The sequence below is a fragment of the Mesorhizobium sp. M0276 genome (assembly GCF_040321755.1).
Classification (GTDB): domain Bacteria; phylum Pseudomonadota; class Alphaproteobacteria; order Rhizobiales; family Rhizobiaceae; genus Mesorhizobium.
Map to the genome: position 1 here is coordinate 34,215 of NZ_JAMYSC010000022.1, position 19,329 is coordinate 53,543.

General features: G+C 60.7%; 16 protein-coding genes and 3 pseudogenes. 5 read left to right on the plus strand and 14 right to left on the minus strand.

The window, feature by feature from the left end:
* Positions 1-68 precede the first annotated feature (68 nt).
* From NKJ01_RS18475 to NKJ01_RS18485, 3 genes and pseudogenes are all read right to left on the minus strand, one after another.
* On the minus strand, positions 69-431 hold the full coding sequence (locus NKJ01_RS18475) for an SPW repeat protein (protein WP_352730044.1): 363 nt from the start codon (positions 429-431) through the stop codon (positions 69-71).
* 346 nt (positions 432-777) lie between these two features.
* Positions 778-1,963, minus strand: a pseudogene (locus NKJ01_RS18480) (ABC transporter ATP-binding protein/permease); the annotation flags it as partial.
* Between the two features lie 178 nt (positions 1,964-2,141).
* On the minus strand, positions 2,142-2,309 hold the full coding sequence (locus tag NKJ01_RS18485) for a hypothetical protein (RefSeq protein ID WP_352729958.1): 168 nt from the start codon (positions 2,307-2,309) through the stop codon (positions 2,142-2,144).
* 390 nt (positions 2,310-2,699) lie between these two features.
* Here NKJ01_RS18485 and NKJ01_RS18490 point away from each other — a divergent pair, with 390 nt between their 5' ends.
* The 3 genes and pseudogenes from NKJ01_RS18490 to NKJ01_RS18500 all read left to right on the plus strand — a co-directional run bounded on the left by NKJ01_RS18490 (position 2,700) and on the right by NKJ01_RS18500 (position 5,913).
* Complete coding sequence (locus NKJ01_RS18490; protein WP_352729960.1) at positions 2,700-3,407, plus strand: glutathione binding-like protein; 708 nt, start codon at positions 2,700-2,702, stop codon at positions 3,405-3,407.
* 366 nt (positions 3,408-3,773) lie between these two features.
* Complete coding sequence (locus NKJ01_RS18495; protein ID WP_352729962.1) at positions 3,774-4,835, plus strand: alpha/beta fold hydrolase; 1,062 nt, start codon at positions 3,774-3,776, stop codon at positions 4,833-4,835.
* Positions 4,836-4,979: 144 nt separating this feature from the next.
* Positions 4,980-5,913 (plus strand): annotated as a pseudogene (locus NKJ01_RS18500) (Dyp-type peroxidase).
* Positions 5,914-6,162: 249 nt separating this feature from the next.
* On the opposite strand, the gene NKJ01_RS18505 reads toward NKJ01_RS18500, so the two are convergent.
* The 10 genes from NKJ01_RS18505 to NKJ01_RS18550 all read right to left on the minus strand — a co-directional run bounded on the left by NKJ01_RS18505 (position 6,163) and on the right by NKJ01_RS18550 (position 16,832).
* Positions 6,163-6,588 carry a type II toxin-antitoxin system VapC family toxin gene (locus NKJ01_RS18505; RefSeq protein ID WP_023758788.1) on the minus strand — a complete coding sequence of 142 codons (426 nt, stop codon included), beginning with the start codon at positions 6,586-6,588 and terminating at the stop codon, positions 6,163-6,165.
* On the minus strand, positions 6,588-6,830 hold the full coding sequence (locus tag NKJ01_RS18510; protein ID WP_023758787.1) for a type II toxin-antitoxin system Phd/YefM family antitoxin: 243 nt from the start codon (positions 6,828-6,830) through the stop codon (positions 6,588-6,590). Before NKJ01_RS18510 ends, NKJ01_RS18505 begins: the two co-directional genes overlap by 1 nt.
* 547 nt (positions 6,831-7,377) lie before the next feature.
* The gene (locus NKJ01_RS18515; RefSeq protein ID WP_352729965.1) at positions 7,378-8,700 is read right to left on the minus strand and encodes an NAD(P)/FAD-dependent oxidoreductase; all 1,323 of its coding nucleotides are present in this window, start codon (positions 8,698-8,700) and stop codon (positions 7,378-7,380) included.
* A gap of 11 nt (positions 8,701-8,711) precedes the next feature.
* Positions 8,712-9,599 (minus strand): ABC transporter permease, encoded by an 888-nt coding sequence (locus NKJ01_RS18520; RefSeq protein WP_352485966.1) that lies wholly within the window; start codon positions 9,597-9,599, stop codon positions 8,712-8,714.
* A gap of 10 nt (positions 9,600-9,609) precedes the next feature.
* Positions 9,610-10,560: an ABC transporter permease gene (locus tag NKJ01_RS18525; RefSeq protein WP_352485965.1), complete on the minus strand. Its 951-nt coding sequence runs from the start codon at positions 10,558-10,560 to the stop codon at positions 9,610-9,612.
* A 103-nt stretch (positions 10,561-10,663) separates the two neighbouring features.
* Positions 10,664-12,337: a peptide ABC transporter substrate-binding protein gene (locus tag NKJ01_RS18530; protein ID WP_352729968.1), complete on the minus strand. Its 1,674-nt coding sequence runs from the start codon at positions 12,335-12,337 to the stop codon at positions 10,664-10,666.
* Positions 12,338-12,396: 59 nt separating this feature from the next.
* Positions 12,397-13,728, minus strand: coding sequence for an NAD(P)/FAD-dependent oxidoreductase (locus NKJ01_RS18535; protein WP_352729970.1), 1,332 nt, complete (start codon positions 13,726-13,728; stop codon positions 12,397-12,399).
* A gap of 2 nt (positions 13,729-13,730) precedes the next feature.
* Entirely contained in the window at positions 13,731-14,450 is a 720-nt protein-coding gene (locus tag NKJ01_RS18540) for an SDR family NAD(P)-dependent oxidoreductase (protein ID WP_352729972.1), read from the minus strand.
* Entirely contained in the window at positions 14,447-14,938 is a 492-nt protein-coding gene (locus tag NKJ01_RS18545) for a MarR family winged helix-turn-helix transcriptional regulator (RefSeq protein ID WP_352729974.1), read from the minus strand. Before NKJ01_RS18545 ends, NKJ01_RS18540 begins: the two co-directional genes overlap by 4 nt.
* Before the next feature lie 265 nt (positions 14,939-15,203).
* Positions 15,204-16,832, minus strand: a complete 1,629-nt coding sequence (locus NKJ01_RS18550; RefSeq protein WP_352730046.1) for an ABC transporter ATP-binding protein — start codon at positions 16,830-16,832, stop codon at positions 15,204-15,206.
* A gap of 214 nt (positions 16,833-17,046) precedes the next feature.
* Here NKJ01_RS18550 and NKJ01_RS18555 point away from each other — a divergent pair, with 214 nt between their 5' ends.
* A complete protein-coding gene (locus NKJ01_RS18555) occupies positions 17,047-17,403 on the plus strand; it encodes a hypothetical protein (RefSeq protein ID WP_352729976.1) in 357 nt (118 codons plus the stop codon).
* Between the two features lie 136 nt (positions 17,404-17,539).
* A pseudogene (locus NKJ01_RS18560) lies at positions 17,540-17,725 on the plus strand (ISAs1 family transposase); the annotation flags it as partial.
* 743 nt (positions 17,726-18,468) lie between these two features.
* Here the strand turns inward: NKJ01_RS18560 and NKJ01_RS18565 are convergent.
* Positions 18,469-18,825 carry a low affinity iron permease family protein gene (locus NKJ01_RS18565; protein ID WP_352485960.1) on the minus strand — a complete coding sequence of 119 codons (357 nt, stop codon included), beginning with the start codon at positions 18,823-18,825 and terminating at the stop codon, positions 18,469-18,471.
* Positions 18,826-19,329: the final 504 nt, after the last annotated feature.

Consider the following 19,329-nt stretch of genomic DNA (forward strand, 5'->3'; position numbering starts at 1 on the left):
GCGCCGAGGCACAGCAGGCAAGCCGAAACTCCCCGTTGCCGCGCCGCGGCGCCCTCCGGGCAACAGAGTTAGTTGGAGCTCGAATGAGCTTGGGTCCTGCGACTTGCCACAAGTTGCGCCGCAGCTGTTGTCGTTACGCAAACCCCGACCAGGACATGCGTCCACATCGGCCCCTGCGCAGATCCGAAGCCGAGCAGAAACGGAGCGACCACCGCCCAGCACCCCAAGGTGAGGTTGGACCATTCCGTCCAGTCCCCGTACCGGTAGAGGGCCACGGCAGAGCTGCACACAATCAGCGCGCCCACGACCCCAGCGTCCCAAGCCGCAGCAGGTAGCCCGACGAACATGATTGCGGCGCAGGCCAAGGCTGCGCCGAGAATAAGGTTGGTCCATTCCAACCCCTTGCTTGGTACATCATTTCTCATTTTCATCTCCTTCTTCAGCCGTGCCACGGAGGTGGCCGGTACGCGGAGAATGGGGCAGTCCCAGGTACCCGCCAATTCTACGCAGGCACCTGTTCGTCGATGCTAAAGTCTAGGGCGGCCAGGCGATGATTGTAGAAGACAGCGATGCGCTCGATCATAGTTCGTCAGGGATGTGCGATCCCCGGCATACATGCCAAGTGGCATTCCTCCGCTCCGAGGAGCAAAGACGTTGCCCGGCCAATAGCATTTAGCAGATCGTGTAAGTTGACGTCTGTCCTTACTCTCAAAGCAATCCGTGAGGAGAGCCGGGAACAACCTCGTCCAGCGCGAGAACAGGCTGCTTGCCCTTCTATTCGGGACAGCAGGTCTCAAGTTTCTCGTTGGTCAGGCCCATCGGCATTGTCGCCGACTTCAATGGGCTTTTCCATGTCGTGCACCACGTCGGTCTTATTCAGCGCGATGCGAAAATCGGCAACACGCATCAGCGTGGCGCGCCAGTCGGCGATGCTGCCTACGTTGTTGATGAACCAGCGCAGCGAAGAATTCATCTGGTTAAACGCGCCGACTGCCACCATCAGTCCGCCGAAGCCTATCTGGCCCGAGAAATACACAGGTGCCGCGATAAGGATTGGGACCACGATGCCAATCCAGCCGTAAGTGTTGGTCACCCATGACAGGTTGATCTGGGCGGTGTAGATGCGCCGCATCGCTGCCAGCACCGCACTGAGGTCCATTTCGAGCCGTCGCTTCGCGTCGGCCTCGCCATGGTAGAGCGCGATGGCATCGACATTTTCGTTGATGCGCACCATGGAGGAGCGCAGTTCCGCTTCCCGTGTGTAACGATCACCGTCGAGATTGACCAGCGGGCGCCCCACCAGCCAACTCAGCCACGATGCTATGCCGGCATAAAGCAGCGCCGCCCACACCATGTAACCTGGTATCGCCAAGGGATAACCGCCAATGTGGAAGACGAAGCCAGAAGAAACCCGCCAGAGCACCTCAACAAAAGACGCCAGCAGGATGAACGACTGCAGCAGCCCGATCCCAAGGTCCGTCGACAGATCGGAAAGATGCGCGGCGTCCTGCTGCATGCGCTGATCGGGATTGACGCCGATAGCACCGGCATTTGTCAATCGCAACGCCCACGCCGGGTGCATCCATTGCTCGATCAGGTCGAGCGTCAACGCCTCGCGCAGCTTCAGCCGGATCATCTGGTTAAGCCAGGCCTGGCTAATATTGAGCACCAGAAGGCTGCCGGCAATAAGGGCAAAGATCACAAGCTGATATAGGAGAACCGGCAAGTCGCGGCGCGCCAGCGCGTCGTAGAAGGGCTGGTTCCAGCTGTTGAGCACGACCTGGCCGATCGATGTCGCGCCAATGACTGCCACGATCCCAACCGACGTCCAGAGCAGCCACTTGCGGACCGGCGATGCCTTCAAACCCAGATGGATGGTCGCCAATTGGTCGCCGAGGCTGCTGGCCTCGACCGAGACGGCGGCCATATTGACACCGGGGTTGTCGTCCGCTTGGTCAACCATACATGAGATCCATGCTTACGAGGCGGGTCACGTCGGCGCCAGAGCCGTGCCGCTAACTCGGGATTGCGAGCGGGTTCGTCGCGGTTACCGTGCTGGCCAGGGTTGGGAATACCGTTTGCCGGTTGAGACGGCGGAAAGACCGAGGCCTCGCCCGGTCCTGAAATCAATGCCGTCAGGGTCAATGGCCCCAGTTGCCCCGGCCAGATTCTTCCTTGGGACCGATCGGCCTGCGGACGGTCTGCGGTACGCCGGCATTTTTGTCTGCTTTTTTGCTCGATGCCGTATGGACGGCGTCGGTCGCAGGCAACTGCGGGACGGCCGGACCCATAATGGTCATCTCCGGCATGATGATGACTCCTGGCTTTGGAAAAAACTGCTTCATTTCGTCGGCGGTACTTCGCGCAAATCCACGCTTCGGTTTTCGCGCCGCATGTCAGCTTGAAATATGCCAACCAAGGCAGGATGTGAGCCATCGTGCCAAGGGCACGCGCTTCCAATACCTTCGTCTATGGTCTCCCGAGCGAAGGACTGGTCGGACTGTCGAGCACGCCATGTCCACGAGGGCGGGGACTCTGGTTCCACCTGACCCATTCCTGATGTGAGCTGAGACGCTCGGCGTTGAGGGTGCGGCAACCACGAACAATTGTTTCAGCTCGACCATACCTCGGCATAGGCGCGCCTAGCTGTCGGTGTCGTAGCCATCCCCACCGCCAAGTGCGAGTTCTCTGGAGCGTCGTTGGCTGCCGACGGCGTGGATGCCGCCGGCAATGACGACCGGCGCATCGCGATGAGCAGTCTCGCGCCCGACGACGGCCAAATTTTCGAAACGTCATCGAGGGTCCAGAAAAAGGGAAAGACCGTGAAACTCTACTATAGCCCTCTCGCCTGCAGTCTGGCCGACCACATCGCCTTGGAGGAGGCTGGCGCTTCCTTCGAGCGCGAAACCGTCAATCTCAAAACCAAGCGGACAGGCTCCGGGGAGGATTTCACCACGGTGACGCGCAAGGGGTATGTTCCGGCCCTCGTGCTGGATAGCGGGGAAACGCTGACAGAAAACATCGCCGTGCTCGATTGGGTCGCATCACAATACCCGGCACTTGGCGTGGAAGGGCCATTGGGCCGCACGCGCGTTCTCGAAGCGCTGACCTATGTCTCGACTGAGATACACCGAAGCTTCAAACCCATGTGGCACCAAGGCAGCGATGCCGAAAAGACCAAAGCGCGCGCGACGATTACGACGCAACTCGGCCTGTTCGCGGACCAACTCAGGACCGACTATCTGTTCGGTGACAAACCCAGCGTCGCGGATTTCTATCTTTTCGTGATGCTGCTCTGGGCCGCCCGCTTCCAAGTCCCCGTTCCCGCGCCTCTGGATGCGCTCCGCGCCCGAATTGCGGCCCGTCCGGCTGTTCGCGCCGCGATGGTTCGTGAGGGTCTCGTCTAACTGCGAGGCTGGCCGGTCGCGCGTATCGCCCTCGAGCTGGAACATATAACCTGGAGTTTATCCATGCTTGCGTTGCTGCAGAACCTCCACCTGATCGCTGCCAAGCGCGGCGATGGGTTACGCCCCGAATTTCTAAGGTTGGAGGCCGAGGCGCCACTCAGCATCGTCTTCCCACGTACAGACGCAGCCTCCTACGTTGCCCAGCAAGGGCGTCAAACTTCAGGTGGTGGCGTCACTCACGCCCGGCCGTCCTGAACGATTGCCAGGGCATGCAGCCTGGCACTGCCAAGTCGATGAATGAAGGTGATGCCAAAGCTGCGTCAAACAGCACGGTATCCGATTTTGCCCTGAAAAGAGGTTGCAACAATGGAAAATGCAGAACCGCCGAAAGAGATCGATCGATCTCGCAGGGCCTTTGTCGGCGCCGCGGCAATCGGTCTGGCTGCTACGCAGTTCACGACAGTTCGCTCAGCTCAGGCACGACCTGTTTCAGGGCTGGACGGAACAACGACAGAGCGGTCGACGGCTGCCTCCTTCGCAGTGCTCAGCCAAACCGACGCTGGCGTACTGAACGTCGGTTACGCTGAGGCGGGTCCGCCCGACGGTCCAGTTGTTATCCTCCTTCATGGCTGGCCCTACGACATCCACAGCTTTGTCGAAGTCGCTCCGTTGTTGACGACGGCGGGTTATCGCGTGATCGTCCCGTATGCACGCGGCCATGGCACGACGCGCTTTCTTTCCAGTCAGACGGTCCGCAACGGTCAGCAGTCTGCGCTGGCTGTCGATGTCATCGAGTTGATGGATGCGCTGAAGATCAGCCATGCGATCATCGCCGGCTATGATTGGGGCGCGCGCACGGCCTGCATCGTCGCGGCGCTCTGGCCCGAGCGTTGCAAAGCCCTTGTCTCGGTCAGCGGCTATCTGATCGGCAGTCTCGCGGCAAACAGAATGCCGTTGCCGCCGAAAGCAGAGCTCCAATGGTGGTATCAATACTATTTCGCCACGGAACGCGGGCGGGCGGGCTACGAACGATACCGGCGAGACTTCGCAAACCTTATCTGGCGGATCGCCTCGCCGAAATGGGACTTTGATGACGCCACGTTCGATCGCAGTGCAGCGTGCCTCGACAACCCGGATCACGTCAACATCGTCATCCACAATTATCGCTGGAGGCTCGGCCTGGCACAAGGCGAGCCGGAATTTGACGGCCTGGAAAAACGGCTGGCCGAAAGTCCCCTGATCACGGTGCCCACCATCACCCTCGAGGGTGATGCCAATGGCGCACCCCATCCCGACAGCAGCGCCTACGCCAAGAAATTTTCAGGCAGATACGACCACCGGCTCATCACCGGCGGTATCGGCCATAACTTGCCGCAGGAAGCCCCACAGGCCTTCGCCCAGGCTGTCATCGAAGTCGGGGAATACTAACGAGGCAAGCTGATACCTGGCTGATGCGAAACTGATCCTGCGCAGCTCGTATCGAACAAATCGCAACTCCGCCTTGCTGCGCCTTGCCCGTCGACCAGCCTCGTACCGAGTGACATATCGGAAGGATCTATTGTGGACTCAACTGTGCCATCTGCTGTTTCGCAACCGGTCGTCGCGCAACTGACGCGGGCCGCAAATATTTCTCGTCGTGACGGTCAGATCCGGGCCCGAACATGACGCGGCGGTGCGCGCCTTGTGTGGCGATCTTTCCGCGCTTCTACGCGCCGTTGGGTTCCGTGACCTCGAGGGTCGGTTGTCATGCGTCATGGCGTTTGGGTCCGATGCGTGGGACCGTTTCTTTGGAGCGCCCAAGCCGAAGGACTTGCATCCATTTCGCGAGATCCATGGCCAGCATCACGCTGTCTCGACGCCAGGCGACATCCTGTTTCACATCCGTGCGGCGCATATGGATCTTTGCTTCGAGCTGGCGACACAGATCATGTCGCGGCTCGATGGCGCGGTCTCGGTGGCGGATGAGGTGCACGGCTTCAATTACTTCGATGACCGCGACCTGATCGGTTTCGTCGATGGGACCGAAAACCCAGTGGATCAAGACGCCGTCAAGGCCGCGATCATCGGCGATGAGGATCTCTCATTCGCGGGAGGAAGCTATGTGATCGTGCAGAAGTATCTGCATGATCTGAAAGCATGGAACGCGCTTCCGATCGAGGTGCAAGAGAGAATTGTAGGCAGTGAAAAACTCTCCGATATCGAGCTCGACGATGCCGTGAAACCGACCTCGGCGCACAATGCGCTGACCACGATCATCGAGGACGGAGAGCAGTTGCAAATTGTGCGCGACAACATGCCGTTCGGCGACGTCGGCAAGGGTGAGTTCGGCACGTATTTCATCGGCCACGCCCGTTCGCCGTGCAGAATAGAGCAGATGCTGGAGAACATGTTCGTTGGCCGGCCGCCAGGCAACTACGACCGGTTGCTCGACTTCAGCCGCGCCATCACCGGCACGCTGTTTTTCGTGCCGTCGGCGACATTCCTCGACAATATTGTGACTGAGTAAGCGGTCACCTCGCGACCGCTGGCCCGGTCCGTCGGGCGGACCTCATTCTACGTCGTCGTAGATTCGCGGATGGTCTGCGAAAGCATGGGATTCCCCAACAGCTGAATTTCGTCAATGAAATCGTTCTCCGAAGCTGCCATTCCGCTCCCGGCATCGTGAGATAATCCGCGACGATCGCCTCATTCTGCTCTTCGCTCCAGTCACCGGCCATGGATGCCTCAGACAAGGGTAGAGTGGGGAGGGCCCGCTTCATGTCAGCAACCGCGTCGGCACGCCGAGCGCCGGACCGGCCTTGCCGAGGCGCTGGTCGAGCGTGTGCACCGTGGCGCCATGCTCCGATGCAATGGCGAGATGCAGCGCATCGCCGGCCCGAAGCCCAAGCATATGCTGATCGGCAAACTTCGCCGCGGTCCGGAATTGCCCGCCAGTCACGCCGAGCACGGTGAAGCTCTCGGCGACCAGCTTGTTGAACATGGCGAGCGCCCCGGCGCGCTGTTCCAGGCTGATCTGGCTGGTCCGCAGCTTGATCGCCATGGCCGAAGACATCTCGGTGATGGTCCAGTCGCTGATCAGAAGCTGCGCCACATCCTGCTCCGCCAGCCAAGTCTGGACGCGCGGCGTCATCGCTTCATTGGAGAGCGCCGCGACGATCAGCGACGTGTCGAGATAAAGCATCAGTAGCGGTCGCCGTCCCGCATCGCGCGCACCAGATCAGCAGCGCTTTCAGTCTGCGGCGGCATGATCGCCGTCAGAGACCGGAGCAGGGCAGCGTCGATTGGTTTGCGAGGATTGGCCACGGCGGTGAGCCGTGCAACCGGCTTGCCGCGCCGAGTGATGTCGATTGAATGGCCTGCCTCGACCCGGTCGACCAACTCGCTCAGATGGGCCTTGGCTTCTGCCAGATTGATCACATCCATGACATTCTCCTGACCATGTAGGTGGTCATATAGCGTGTTCAACTTAAGAATTCCAGAGCGAACTCCCGACGTCCGTCGTGGCGAGTACTCCTGTAGAACCGGGCGTCGGTGCGCTTGCCATGCGGGCTTCAACCAGATGCGAATTCCGCGAGTTCGTCGGCCGCTTCACTGACACCGCAGGTAGCCGCGCGCTCGAGCCATGGTCGACCCGCCACCAGGTCAGGCTCGCCGCTGGAACCAGGGGCTGTCGTTGCCACGTTCGGGTTTGGCGGCAGCTTTTGCTGCTATATCCCGTGGTCAAACTTTGTTCCCTTCTATCGAAGCAGAATTGACTGCCGCTTCCCTTTCTTTCGGGACCATAAAGCCCTCCGCCGCGCAAGGCGCTTGATTTGGGTCAGACGTTCCGTGGTATGTCTTGTGGGGCTTGACCAGCTCGGGTGCCGGTTTCAGCCGGAACAAGGTCGATCGATCGAATGGCGCATACCTTTGTATGCCAGTGCCAGACTCAGATCCGAAAGGCGTCGCGAAATGTTCCATTCGACCCTGGCTAGGCGTGGGGTGGGAGTTGAGACCCGCTGGCCTTTGCCCGCAGCCAGTCCGAGACGCGATAGTACCGTAACATCGCGGCGGGAGCGAACGACATGAAGAAGGGTGCCCGCCGGAGTGGTTCGAGCTTCAGCGACAGGTCTTTTTCAGGGACGCCCTTCGCCCATTCGCCGAGTATGCCGCCGAGCATGCTTCCGGTCGGCACGCCACGACCGGACAGTCCTGTCAGGGCGACGACGCACGGCGCGAGCTCATAGAATCGCGGGATGGTGCGCTTCTGCATGTCCAGCTCGCCGAACCAGAAATACTCCCATCTCAGGTCGCTGCTGATCTGCGGATGAAGCCAGCGCAGGCGATCGGACATGAGGCGGTGTGTGAACGCCATGTCCCTTCCACGACGGCCCATCGGGAACATCGAAGCGACGATGCGTCCCTCGGCGTTGTACTTGTAGACGAAGATGTCGCCGCGGCCGTCATGCATCGTCGTGTTGCGCGGCAAGATGGTTTGGCGTTCGCTGGCCGTCAGCGGTTGGGTGGCGGCGACGAACACCCTCTGGATCTTGTAGGTCCGGTCGAGGCCTGGCCATCCGTCGACGGTGTAGGCGCCAGTCGCAAAGATGACCTTGTCGGCGACGACGGTTCCTTCGCCGGCATGCACTGCCCAGGCACCGTCCTGCCGCACGACGTCGCGGACCCGCGACCCGGTGTGGATTGTACCACCTTCCTCCATGACAGCACGGGCGAGGCCCCTTGCATATCCCAATGGATTGAGGTGACCAGCCTCGGAATGAAACCAGCCGCCATGATATCGCGGGCTGCCGGTGATTTCCTCGGTCGCCTGTCTGTCGAGCACCCGCGTCTTGGCGCCGACGGCATTGTATTGCTGCGCCTTTAGCTCGAGCTTGGCGACGGCGCCTGGCGTCAGCGCGCCCATGACGTAGCCGTTCTGCTGCCATTCGCAATCGATGCCATAGCGCTCGATCATCCCGGCGACTTGTCCATTGGCTCCTGTCTGCCGGGCGATCAGCCTTTCGGCCCACGGCTCGCCCATCATGGCACGCAGTTCGGGCAGGCTGTAATGGGTGAAGGTTGGCGTACAGTGGCCGGCATTGCGCCCCGAGCCGCCGAACCCGATCTCCTGCGCTTCGAGCAGAACGACGTCTATGCCGTCACGGGCGAGATCGAGTGCGGTGGTCAACCCGGTGTAGCCACCGCCGACGATACAGACGTCCGCCCGCCTGCGTCCTTGCCGAGGGCCGGTCTTTGGCGGAGGCGCCGCGGTCGCATACCAGAGCGAGACTTCAAACGGCGAAAACCTTGCCATTCCAGGCGGCTTCACAGCATGTCGCTTCGTGCGTCGAGCGCATCGCGCAACCCGTCGCCGATGAAGTTGAAACTGGTGACTGCCAGGGTGATGGCGGCACCGGGAACGATTGCCAGCCACGGCGCGCTGTCGAGATACTGCTGGGCGCCGTTCAGCATGTTGCCCCAACTCGGCAGCGGAGGCTGGATGCCGTAGCCGAGGAAGCTGACATAGGCTTCCAGAAGGATGGCGCGGGCTACGGTAAGCGTGGCCGCGACGATGATCGGGCCGATCGCATTGGGCAACAGTTCGCGAAACATAATGTGGCTGTTGCTCAAGCCCAGCATGCGGGCGGCGACGACGAAGTCGCGTTCGCGCAGCGATCGCACTTCCGCCTCGACGATGCGCGCGATTTCCATCCAGCTCGTTGCCGCGATGATCAGAGTGATCATGATCGGGCTCGGCTTGATGAAGGCCGCCATCGCCAGCAGTAGGAAGATGTTGGGAAAGGACAGCATCGCGTCGACGAAACGCATCAGCACCGTGCCGATGCGGCCGCCGAAGAAGCCGGCAGCGATACCGAGCACGGTTCCAAAGACTGTGCTGATGACCATCGCAGCGAAGCCGACCAGGAGCGAAATGCGTCCAGCCATGAAGAGCCGCGCCGCGATGTCACGGCCAAGCGGATCGGTGCCGAAGAAATGATAGCCCGTGAACGGCGGCGAGAACCGGCCACGCAGGTCGATGTAGAGATCGTCAAAGGGCAGCAGCAAGGGGCCGAAGACGCAGGCCAGCACCAGAACGACGATCATCACCAGGCCGAACATCGCCAGTCGGTGACGGGCAAATCGGCGCACGGAGCGGCTTTGCCACCAGCGGTGCCTGGCGTGGATGGGGATGAGGAAATCCGACTGGGTCATCTATTCGTCCTCAGCTCAATCGAATGCGCGGATCGACGAATGCGACGGTGAGGTCCGCGGCTAGATTGCCGACCAGGACCAGAACCGCAGACATCATCAGCAGACCCATCACGACGGGGTAGTCGCTGTAACCGAGGCTATCGAGGAACAGCCGTCCCATGCCGGGCCAGGTAAAGACCGTTTCCGTCACCAGCGCTCCACCCAGTATTGTTGGCAGCTGCAGCCCCAGCAGGGTGATCATCGGCAGCAGGGCGTTTCCGAGGATGTGGCGGATCAATACGCGCCGGGAACTCAGCCCCTTGGCCCGGGCCGTTCGGACAAAATCCTGACTGATGACGTCGAGCGTGGCGGTGCGCATGTAGCGGCTCCACACGGCGACATTAACCAGCGCAAGAACGATGCTCGGCATGATGAGATGGATCGCGTAGTCGCCGAGCGAGCCATTGCCGATCGTGTACATGTTGCCGGCCGGCAGCCATCTGAGCCGCAGCGAGAATATGTAAATCGCGATCAACCCGAACCAGAAGGTCGGGATCGACAGTGCCACCATCGCGCCGACCGTCGCTGCGTAGTCGAAGATCGAGTATCGTCTAAGCGCGCCCAGGACACCTATCCACGTGCCTACAAAGATGGCGATCGCGGTCGATACGCCCATCAGCAGCAATGTCGCGACAAGGTGCTCCCAGATGATATCAAGCACGGGCCTGCCGTCCCGGTAGGAATGACCCCAGTCACCGCGAAGCAGGTGGCTCAGCCAGTCGAGGTACTGGATGGGAAGGGGGCGATTGAGTCCCATTTGCGTGGCGATCCGGTCAAGATCGGCCTGCGTCATTCCTGGCGTGAGGGTGAATTGCGAGAGCGGTCCGCCCGGAGCCAGGTTCAGGACGGCAAAGCCGATCGCCGAGACCAGCAGGAGCAGGACGAGACTTTGCCAGAAGCGTCCCAGCAGATAGCCAAGCATGCCGGTTGTCTCCGTTTTGGTGTCCGTAGATACAGTCGCGCCAGAGGCGCCTTGTCGGCTATGCAGGCCGAGCCGGTGATGGCCGGCTCGGCCTATTCCGGCACTATGCCCAGTGCCAGGTGGCCACGTCCCAGGAGTCGATGCGTACATTGATGTTCGGCTCGACGCCTTCGACACCGGCCTTGTGTCCGCGCACCGTCGCGTATTGGAACATCGGCAGGAATGGCAGGTCGTTGCGTACGGTCTCCTGGATTTTCAGGTAGGCTTGCTTGCGCTTCTCCGGCACGAATTCAACGCCACCGGATTCGAGCAGCTTGTCCACCTCCGGGCTGGCATACTGCCAGGTGTTCTGGCCGGCGCCACCCTTGGCCGGAATCGACTTCGAGCTGAGATAGTCCGAAGTGTCGGGATCGGAGCCCGTCAGAAAGTTGATGCCGACGACGACGGAATCGAATTCCGACTTCATCCAGTAGTCGCCCCACATCACGGCCGGCGGCAGATTGGAGATCACCACCTCGACGCCGATGTCGCGATATGATTGCTGGATGAACTGCTGCGCCTGCTCGCGGATATGATTGCCCGCCGTGGTCGAATTCTTGAACGAGAGGCGGACACCGTCCTTGACGCGGATGCCGTCCGCACCGGGGACCCACCCCGCGTCGTCCAGCAGTTTCTTTGCCTTGTCCACGTCGTATTCCTGCTTCGGCAAATCCGGATTGTAGTAGAAGGACTGCTGCGGCATGTAGGTTTCGGTCGGGGCCGGCAGCCCATAGTAGAGGGCGTCGATGATCGTTTTCTTGTCCAGCGCATGGTACAGCGCCTGGCGAACGGCGAGTTCCTTGAACTGCGGGCGCTCCATGTTGAAGCTGAGCGATTCGACCGTGGCGGCGGGAATGACGGCGACCGACGTTCCGCTCAATGCCTTGGCTTCCTCATAGTGGTCGGCTGTGATCCACTGCAGTCCGATGACGTCGATATCACCGGTCTTGAACTGGGTGTAGAGAACGGTCAGATCCGGAATGTACTTGTAGATCAGGCTCTTCAGGTAGGGGCCGTCGGCGAAGTAGTCGGTGTTGGCGGCCAGTTCGATATGGTCGCCGGCCATGCGTTCCACCCATTTGAACGGGCCAGTGCCAATCGGGGCATTGTTGAACGGCGCGCTGTTCTTGTCCTCCGCCGCACCGAGCACATGTTTGGGAACGATGAAGGTCGCGGCCAAAATCGACGGGTAGGGCGCGTAAGGCTCCTTCATCTTCCATTTGATCTCGGTTGGCGAGACGACAGTCAGGTCCTGGACAAGTTCGTGGCCGGCGCGTCGCCAGCTGCGAAACTTCGGGTCAACCAGCAGTTCGAGCGTGAACTTAACATCCTCGGCGGTGAACGGCTGTCCGTCATGCCACTTCACGTCGTCGCGCAGCTTGACGTGCCACTCGAGCCCGTCGGCCGAGATGCCGCCGTTTTCGACGGTCGGCACCTCCTTGGCGAGCGCGGGGAAGAAATTGCCCTTGGGATCGACACCAAACAGCGGATCGAAGACGCTGAAGTGTATGCCCTCGTCGACCTCGATATGGGGCAAATGCGGGTTGAAGACGGTGGGCTCCTGGGAAAAGCCGACGATCACCTGTCCCTTGGGTTCGCTCGGTGGGGTTGCCGCAAGGGCCCTGCCTGCTCCCGTCAGGTTGGGCATGGTGAGGCCGGCGGCACCGGCGATTGCCATTCCAAGCGCCTGACGACGCGTCGGTCGAAAGATTATGCTGCTGCTGCTCTTGTCTGACATTGGAGGCTCCTTTTCATAGTGTTCCACTTTCGCTGCGTCATGCTCTCTTGTCGGAGCGCTTATAATCCAGTGATCGGCGCGACCTTCGATCCGTCCGAGAACCGCGACCACCGGAAGTCCTTGGGATTGACGATCGGCGGCCGTCCGGTGACGATATCGGCCATCAGCCTGCCTGCCGCGGGGCCGATGCCGAAACCATGGCCCGAGAAACCGGTCGCCACGTGAAAGCCGGGAACGCTGTCGACCGCCGAAATGACGGGAATGGCGTCGGGCGTGACGTCGATATAGCCGGCCCAGCGCTGCGCCACCTGTGCCTTTTCCAGAACCGGAAATGCTTTGCGGGCATTTGCAAGGACGCGCTCCGAGCTTTTCTTGGAAGGCTTTGGATCGAGCACGCGGCAGTATTCGAAGGGGCTCGCCTCATCCATCGCCCAGCGGGTCGGCATCCTTGCCTCGTCTAGGAAGCGACCGCCCAGGCGGAATTGCAGCGATCGCCACTCTGTCTTCCAGGCCGGAAGAAAATCGCGCGCATAGCGAAAGGAGTTCGGCACGAGGTCGACGACATTGCTCATGCTGGAGGCGACGGTGTAGCCACCGTCCTGGCGCTTGCGTATGGCGAAGTTGTTTGCCCACACGGCCTGGTCCGGCCCGTTCTCGACCGGCGTCGTGCGAAGAACCGTGTTCATGACCTTCAACTGCGGCAGGTTGAGACCAAGCGTTCCGCAAAACAGGTTCGACCAGGCCCCTCCGGCAAGGACGACCGCCTTGCAGGCAATGAAGCCGCGTTCGGTCACCACGCCCGAGACGGCACCATTCGTCGTCTCCACGCCGCGCACGGCGCATTCCGTCAGTATGGCGGCGCCGCGGTCGCGTGCGGCTTCGGCAATTGCAGGCGCGGCCTTCTGGGGCTCGGCGCGACCGTCGGCGGGCGTGTAGAGCGCCCCTTTGACGTCGAGATTGGAGCCGGGGAGGAGGTCACGCAGTTCACCCGGGCCGATCATTCGCGACTCGAACTGATAGCCTTCGAGATGGCGTCCCCAGCGCTCGTGCTGTTCGTATTCCTTGTCGTCCGCGCATGTGAACACAATTCCGGCCCGGGCATAGCCAGTGTCTCGTCCGGTCCGTTCGGAGAGCCTCGCCCATATGCGCAAGGCCTCCGCCATCAGCGGAACCTCGCGTGGATCCCGCCGGGAAATGCGAACCCAGCCCCAGTTGCGACTGGACTGCTCCTGTCCGATCCCGCCCTTCTCGCACAGGGCGACCCGCAAGCCTGTCTCGGCCAGTTCAAGTGCCGTCGCGGTGCCGATGATGCCGCCGCCGACGACGACACAGTCGACCTCCTTTGGCAGCTCGGTATCTCCATGGACGGGGACGACGAACGGTCCGGGCATGCTCAGTAGGACTCCTCGAGCTGGCTATTGATAGAAAATTCCGCGACGCTCGCATGATCGGGCAGATCGAGAAGCAACCCGATGATCCGTGCGAGGTCCTCCGGATCGGTCATCAGCGCATCGGAGCGATCGGTGATGCCGCGGGCCATGTCGGTGGCGACGAAACCTGGACAGACGGCAGTGGCCCGAATTCCGAGGTCCCACCCCGCCTGCCGGATGCCGTGGGCCAGCGCGACTGCGGCAAATTTGGAGATCGAGTAGGATCCCGCGGTCACGGACTTGACCCGCTTGCCAGACAACGAGGCCAGTATGATCACCCGGCCCGCGGGGCTCGCCGCAAGCGACGCCCATGACGCGCGCACCAGACGGCGCGGAGCCTTGACGTTGATCTCGAACATCAGATCGAGATCAACGTCGTCGATGTCGATGACCGACTTCGGAATCATGATGCCGGCGCTGGCGACAACCGCGTCGATCCGGTTGAAGGCATCAATGGTGCCGTCGACCCACGTTTGTTCACTGCCGGCTTCCGCGGCATCGTACGGGAACACGCGGACGCGTTCGCTATCGGCCCAGTCGGGCTGCACCGATGCGCGCATGCCAAGCGACAATGTCCAGCCCGTCTCGAACAGGTGCCGGGCGCAAGCCGCACCAATGCCGCGGCTGGCACCGGACACGAGTGCCACACGCTGGCCGGCTCGGATTCCCGCGGGTTTCCTCATTGGTCGAGTCCCGCGGTGCGGCGATAGACACGCCGCAATATGTCCAGCAGACGCTTCTGGTCTTTCTCAGGCACATCGGCGAAGAAATCGCTGGATTGCTTGGTGGCGATCTTGCGCACCTTGCGGGCGAGATCTGCCCCCTTTTGGGTGATGTGGAGCTCCTGTGCGCGTCCATCGTCCGGCGCAGCCTGACGCGTGATCAGTTCGTGATCGATCATCTGGTCGACCAGCCTGCCCATGGCGGAGCGATCGCGCATAATGAGCTGCGCGATGACCGATGGCCGTATTCCTGGATGGCTGTCGACAAGGAGCAGGGTGGTGATCTTGCCCGTTCCCCGGGCAACATTGAGACCTTCCAGGCGGTCATCGAGATCGCGAGAAAGCGCTATGTTGATGCTGCGGATATAAAAGCTCAACGTGTCTTCGAGGACATCCAGCCCGACCGTCTCGACGGGATAAGGCGGACCTTTGTTCTTCTTCACCGGCATCGAACACTCTCCAGAGGCTGTCGTGGACAGCCTTCATCGAGATCGCCGCAGCCCCATCCGGGGTTGTCGAGGGTCTTCCAGGGTATGATTGAGCGAGTAGTGGATAAATGCAACTACTTTTAGTGGACAAACGCAACTATTCCGCTCAGCAGGAGACCGGCGCGGCACGCATCGGCAGCCTGATCAAGGAGCAGACATGCGGCCGCGCCTTTGTCGGCACGGTCATTTATTGTTCAGGGGAGGAGAGCTTCAGGGTGGCCGCGGCTCAAGCCGCCGGGATCCAATCCTTGCCGGGAATGGCGGAGATCAGTTGCCTCGTATAGGGGTGATGTGGCGACCGGAATATCTGCGACGGCGGGCCACACTCCACGACTTCGCCGCGGTTCATCACCAGAATTTCGTCGCAGATCCGGCTTGCCACCCGCAGGTCGTGAGTGATGAAGATCATGGCGATCTTTATTTCTTCCTGGATGCTCGCCAGCAGATCGAGAATCTGCGCCTGGATGGAGACATCGAGAGCCGAGACCGCTTCGTCGGCGACCAGGACCTTGGGGTCCATCATCAGGGCTCGTGCGATGCCGATCCGCTGACGCTGGCCGCCAGAGAATTCGTGCGGAAAGCGGTCGTAGGCACCCTCGTCGAGGCCGACCAGACGCAGCAGCCGCAGCGCCTTCGCGCGCGCTTCCGGGGCGGACAGGCCGTGCGCCATCGGGCCGACGGTGAGGATCTTGGCGATCGTCTGGCGCGGATTGAGCGAGGCGAACGGATCCTGGAAGATCATCTGGATGTGCGGCCGCATCGGTCGGAACTCGGAGTCCGAAAGCGCCGCGATATCCTTGCCGTCGAACAGGATGCTGCCTCCGTCGCTGTCCAGGAGTTTCAGCAGGACGCGGCCCAGCGACGATTTCCCCGAGCCGGACTCGCCGACGATGCCGAGCGTTCTGCCCTGGCGAACCTCAAAGCTGACCTGCTTGACGGCGTGCACGATGCGGGACCGCGAGAAACCGATGCCCGGCCGATATGTCTTGTCGAGTTTCTGCACCTCCAGCACGATCGGAGTATCCTCACGCGCCTTCGTTTCGCTCTCGATCATATGCGGGACGGCGGCGATCAGCCGCCTGGTGTAGGGATGGCTTGGATTGCCCAGAACGGCGGCGGCGGCGCCTTGTTCGACCATCGCGCCTTTCTCCATGACGATGACGCGATCGGCGATTTCCGCGACGACGCCAAAATCGTGGGTGATGAACATGACGCTCATGTTCCTTTCGCGCTGCAGCCGCCGGATCAGGGCAAGTATCTGCGCCTGGGTGGTTACGTCGAGAGCGGTGGTCGGCTCGTCGGCGATCAAAAGATCAGGCTTGAGCGCCAGCGCCATGGCGATCATGACGCGCTGGCGTTGCCCGCCAGAGAGCTGGAACGGATACTGGTGGCGCAAGACCTCCGGTTCCGGCAGGCCGACTTCGCCAAGCAGGTCGACAACCGCCTTGGCGCGGGTCGCCGAGGTGCCGGACCGGTGTGCTTCCATGACCTCCGCCACCTGCTGGCCGACAGTCATCAGCGGATTGAGCGCGGAAAGCGGATCCTGGAAGATGATGGAGACCGAACGGCCACGCAGACTGCGCATCACGTCTTCCGCGGCGCTGGCGAGATCGTGACCCTTGAAGCGGATGCTTCCCTGCGCGATCCGCACCGAAGACGGCAGCAGGCCCATGATCGCGTTTGCGGTGACGGACTTGCCGGAGCCGGATTCGCCGACGATGCAGAGCATCTCACCCTTCCGCATGTCGAAGGATATGTTTTCGACCGCGTTCTGCCGCTCCATGTTCTTTGGCAGGCGGACGGTCAGATTTCGAACAGAGAGAACAGTTTGCTCGCTCTGCTCGTGGGTGGTCATTTCGCTCGGCGGCATTGCTTGGCCCTTCAAAGTCCAATGATCTGACAGCATACTAGCCGCACGCCCTGCCATCAGCGCAAGCCCCGACGTGAAGTCGCGTGGTAAGCGGTCTAATACTACAGTTGCGGCAGGGCAATCGGGTGAGTTAACGCGTGACAAGGGGTTTAGGAGCTGAATCTGTCGAGAGCATCTGATTCTTTGGAGGATGCACTGGATGGACGATGTAGCTTGCGATGCCGGTGCGTTGGCGGAAACGGTTGTTTTTCTGGGTCATTTCAGGATCTGCCTGATGGTCGGCAGAGTGCCGTCGACCTTCATCGGCTTGTGGATCATCAACCGCTTCGGCAGGTGCTCCGGATGGATCTCAAGCAGCGTGATCTTGATTTCTGGCTTGCACTGGCTGCAATCGAATTTCAGTTTTAGAGGATCGACACCGCCCCATAGACCTCATCAGGTCGGCCGAACGGCAATAACGGACATTGCCGCAACTGCACTCCGCCTTGACGAGCATATTGTGCCGGGTCGCCTTTCCCAGCGTGTCGATCGGATCGTGCGCCATGAGAACGAATAGAGAACATTTCTCTTGATCGTCAAGGCGCCTGTGGAATCTTTTCGTCATGAGCCACGAGCCCATGGGAGTGCCGCGTGAGCGAGCAGCATGCAGGCTTCGTCAAATCAAGGCGACCGTTCCCATTGGTTCTGCCAGCGACGTCGAACTCTTTGCCGCCGAGCAAAAAGCCCGCAATTTCAAGGACACCACCGTGAGCCGCGCCAGCACGGTCGATGGCGATCACGGTCGCATCGAGACCCGAGACATCACGGTTATCCACGATATCGACTGGCTTCAAAGGAGCCATCAATGGCCTGGCCTCAAGAGTGTCGTCATGGTCCAGAGCACCCGTGAGGCCGGCGGCAGGATCGTTTGGCACACAGAGCGATTTCTAGGGTAACTATTTCCTATGGCTAAGGGCTGGCTCCAGGGGGATCGGGTGAGTTGATTATCGTGAGATGACGCTTACGAGGAATTCGTCGTCCCAGGCCGCCACTTTTCGTGTCAATCGCAACGAATCCTTCCCATGCGCTCGTCGTATGAGATTGAGAGCCATGTGTTTTATGGTGGTGAAGTTTGCGGGGGCATGGTCTGTTCGCAGGCGGCACTCGTCATCGCGGAAGACCATGTCGAGTTTTCGACGGCCCAATGGTCGCGGATGAGAGGGCCAATCAGATTGGCCACGAGAACTAGCGAGGTGATGTAGAAACGCGTCTCGCGTTCGATCCTGCCACGTCAGCGAGCCGCGAGGGTCCGATCTCTTATCTTGCCCCAGTTGCGGGGTTTCTGACATATTCGCTCGGTCCGCGCGTCATCCTGTTGCGCGCGCGCAGCGGAAAGCGAAAGCAAACCTGCCTCACTGGGTCACAACTCGGCGCAGCGCCGCCCAAGGCACTTTGCATCGACTGCGGCCAATCCCAGGAGCGTCTTCGATACCTAGATAGCTATCCGCATGGCGTTGAGGACGCGACGTAGACTTACCGAAGGCCAAAAAAAGCTCAGTATCAATAATACGACGACCACCGCTCCAACGAGCCAGATGATATTATTCATGATCTGCCTCCTATTGCTTCCGAAAGCTCGTGCTTAGCTAATAGCTGATTGGAATGGGCCAGATGCTTGCGCTGCTTCTTCTTCGAGCTTCACAACCTTTTCCCTGATCTCCTCCGGGTCGGCATGCTCCAGCCCGACAACGTCGTTTCTGGTTTCCTCAAGTGCAACGATGATCTCATCGAGTTTGGCGTGGATGGCGGCGGTGTCGCGATAGCCCTGTATCAGGACAACACCAGTGATCACGATGGCCGCGACCGACAGGGCATACGTAACCGTGTTTGTCAGGCCAAAAGGTACCAGCGCTGTGCAAAGCACCATGGCTATGAGCATCACATAAAACCCGGGGGGCCGGGAAAGAAAGTCGGCCGCGACGAAAAGGAAGCGGTTCATGCGAACCATTGTCCGTCAAAAGGCCAAGGCGAAGATAGCGATCAGCGCCGTGACCGCCACGCAGAACGGCACTGCCAGGAGCATGCCTGCCTCTAGAGACCGGGTTTCTTTGTCGCTTAACATTAGGGTCGCCTCATACGCATCGTTGAAGATAGAGGGTTCGCACGCCTCTCGGCAGAAGCGAGCGAACCCTTATCGGCGCAGGAAGAGACGTAGCTGCGCCGATCTACAAGATTGTCATCCAGCGATCGCGAGAAAAAGGTGACGGTCCCAAATAGCGGCGAGAGCACCCAGCGCGCTTGACTGACACTTCTATCCATCTGATTTCTCCGACTTTTCCGAGAAACAACACCCGCGAAAGTAAGCTGTTCCACGCAACGTCATGGGTAAGACTATTGCGTTTTGCTATCAGACTTTGGCCCCATGTCCCGTGGGACCGAAGCCCTGTCGGGGAACGCCTGCACCTGCTCGAAGTTTGGTTGGCTGGCGCGGAGTTCTGCGTCG

What these genes read in the sequence shown, in the direction of transcription:
- NKJ01_RS18510 (WP_023758787.1), bottom strand. Translation starts at nt 6,830, where the DNA reads ATGGATGTGATCAATCTGGCAGAAGCCAAGGCCCATCTGAGCGAGTTG.
- NKJ01_RS18485 (WP_352729958.1), bottom strand. Translation starts at nt 2,309, where the DNA reads ATGCCGGAGATGACCATTATGGGTCCGGCCGTCCCGCAGTTGCCTGCG.
- NKJ01_RS18505 (WP_023758788.1), bottom strand. Translation starts at nt 6,588, where the DNA reads ATGCTTTATCTCGACACGTCGCTGATCGTCGCGGCGCTCTCCAATGAA.
- NKJ01_RS18530 (WP_352729968.1), bottom strand. Translation starts at nt 12,337, where the DNA reads ATGTCAGACAAGAGCAGCAGCAGCATAATCTTTCGACCGACGCGTCGT.
- NKJ01_RS18540 (WP_352729972.1), bottom strand. Translation starts at nt 14,450, where the DNA reads ATGAGGAAACCCGCGGGAATCCGAGCCGGCCAGCGTGTGGCACTCGTG.
- NKJ01_RS18520 (WP_352485966.1), bottom strand. Translation starts at nt 9,599, where the DNA reads ATGACCCAGTCGGATTTCCTCATCCCCATCCACGCCAGGCACCGCTGG.
- NKJ01_RS18495 (WP_352729962.1), top strand. Translation starts at nt 3,774, where the DNA reads ATGGAAAATGCAGAACCGCCGAAAGAGATCGATCGATCTCGCAGGGCC.
- NKJ01_RS18550 (WP_352730046.1), bottom strand. Translation starts at nt 16,832, where the DNA reads ATGACCACCCACGAGCAGAGCGAGCAAACTGTTCTCTCTGTTCGAAAT.
- NKJ01_RS18475 (WP_352730044.1), bottom strand. Translation starts at nt 431, where the DNA reads ATGAAAATGAGAAATGATGTACCAAGCAAGGGGTTGGAATGGACCAAC.
- NKJ01_RS18555 (WP_352729976.1), top strand. Translation starts at nt 17,047, where the DNA reads ATGGACGATGTAGCTTGCGATGCCGGTGCGTTGGCGGAAACGGTTGTT.
- NKJ01_RS18565 (WP_352485960.1), bottom strand. Translation starts at nt 18,825, where the DNA reads ATGAACCGCTTCCTTTTCGTCGCGGCCGACTTTCTTTCCCGGCCCCCC.
- NKJ01_RS18525 (WP_352485965.1), bottom strand. Translation starts at nt 10,560, where the DNA reads ATGCTTGGCTATCTGCTGGGACGCTTCTGGCAAAGTCTCGTCCTGCTC.
- NKJ01_RS18515 (WP_352729965.1), bottom strand. Translation starts at nt 8,700, where the DNA reads ATGGCAAGGTTTTCGCCGTTTGAAGTCTCGCTCTGGTATGCGACCGCG.
- NKJ01_RS18535 (WP_352729970.1), bottom strand. Translation starts at nt 13,728, where the DNA reads ATGCCCGGACCGTTCGTCGTCCCCGTCCATGGAGATACCGAGCTGCCA.
- NKJ01_RS18545 (WP_352729974.1), bottom strand. Translation starts at nt 14,938, where the DNA reads ATGCCGGTGAAGAAGAACAAAGGTCCGCCTTATCCCGTCGAGACGGTC.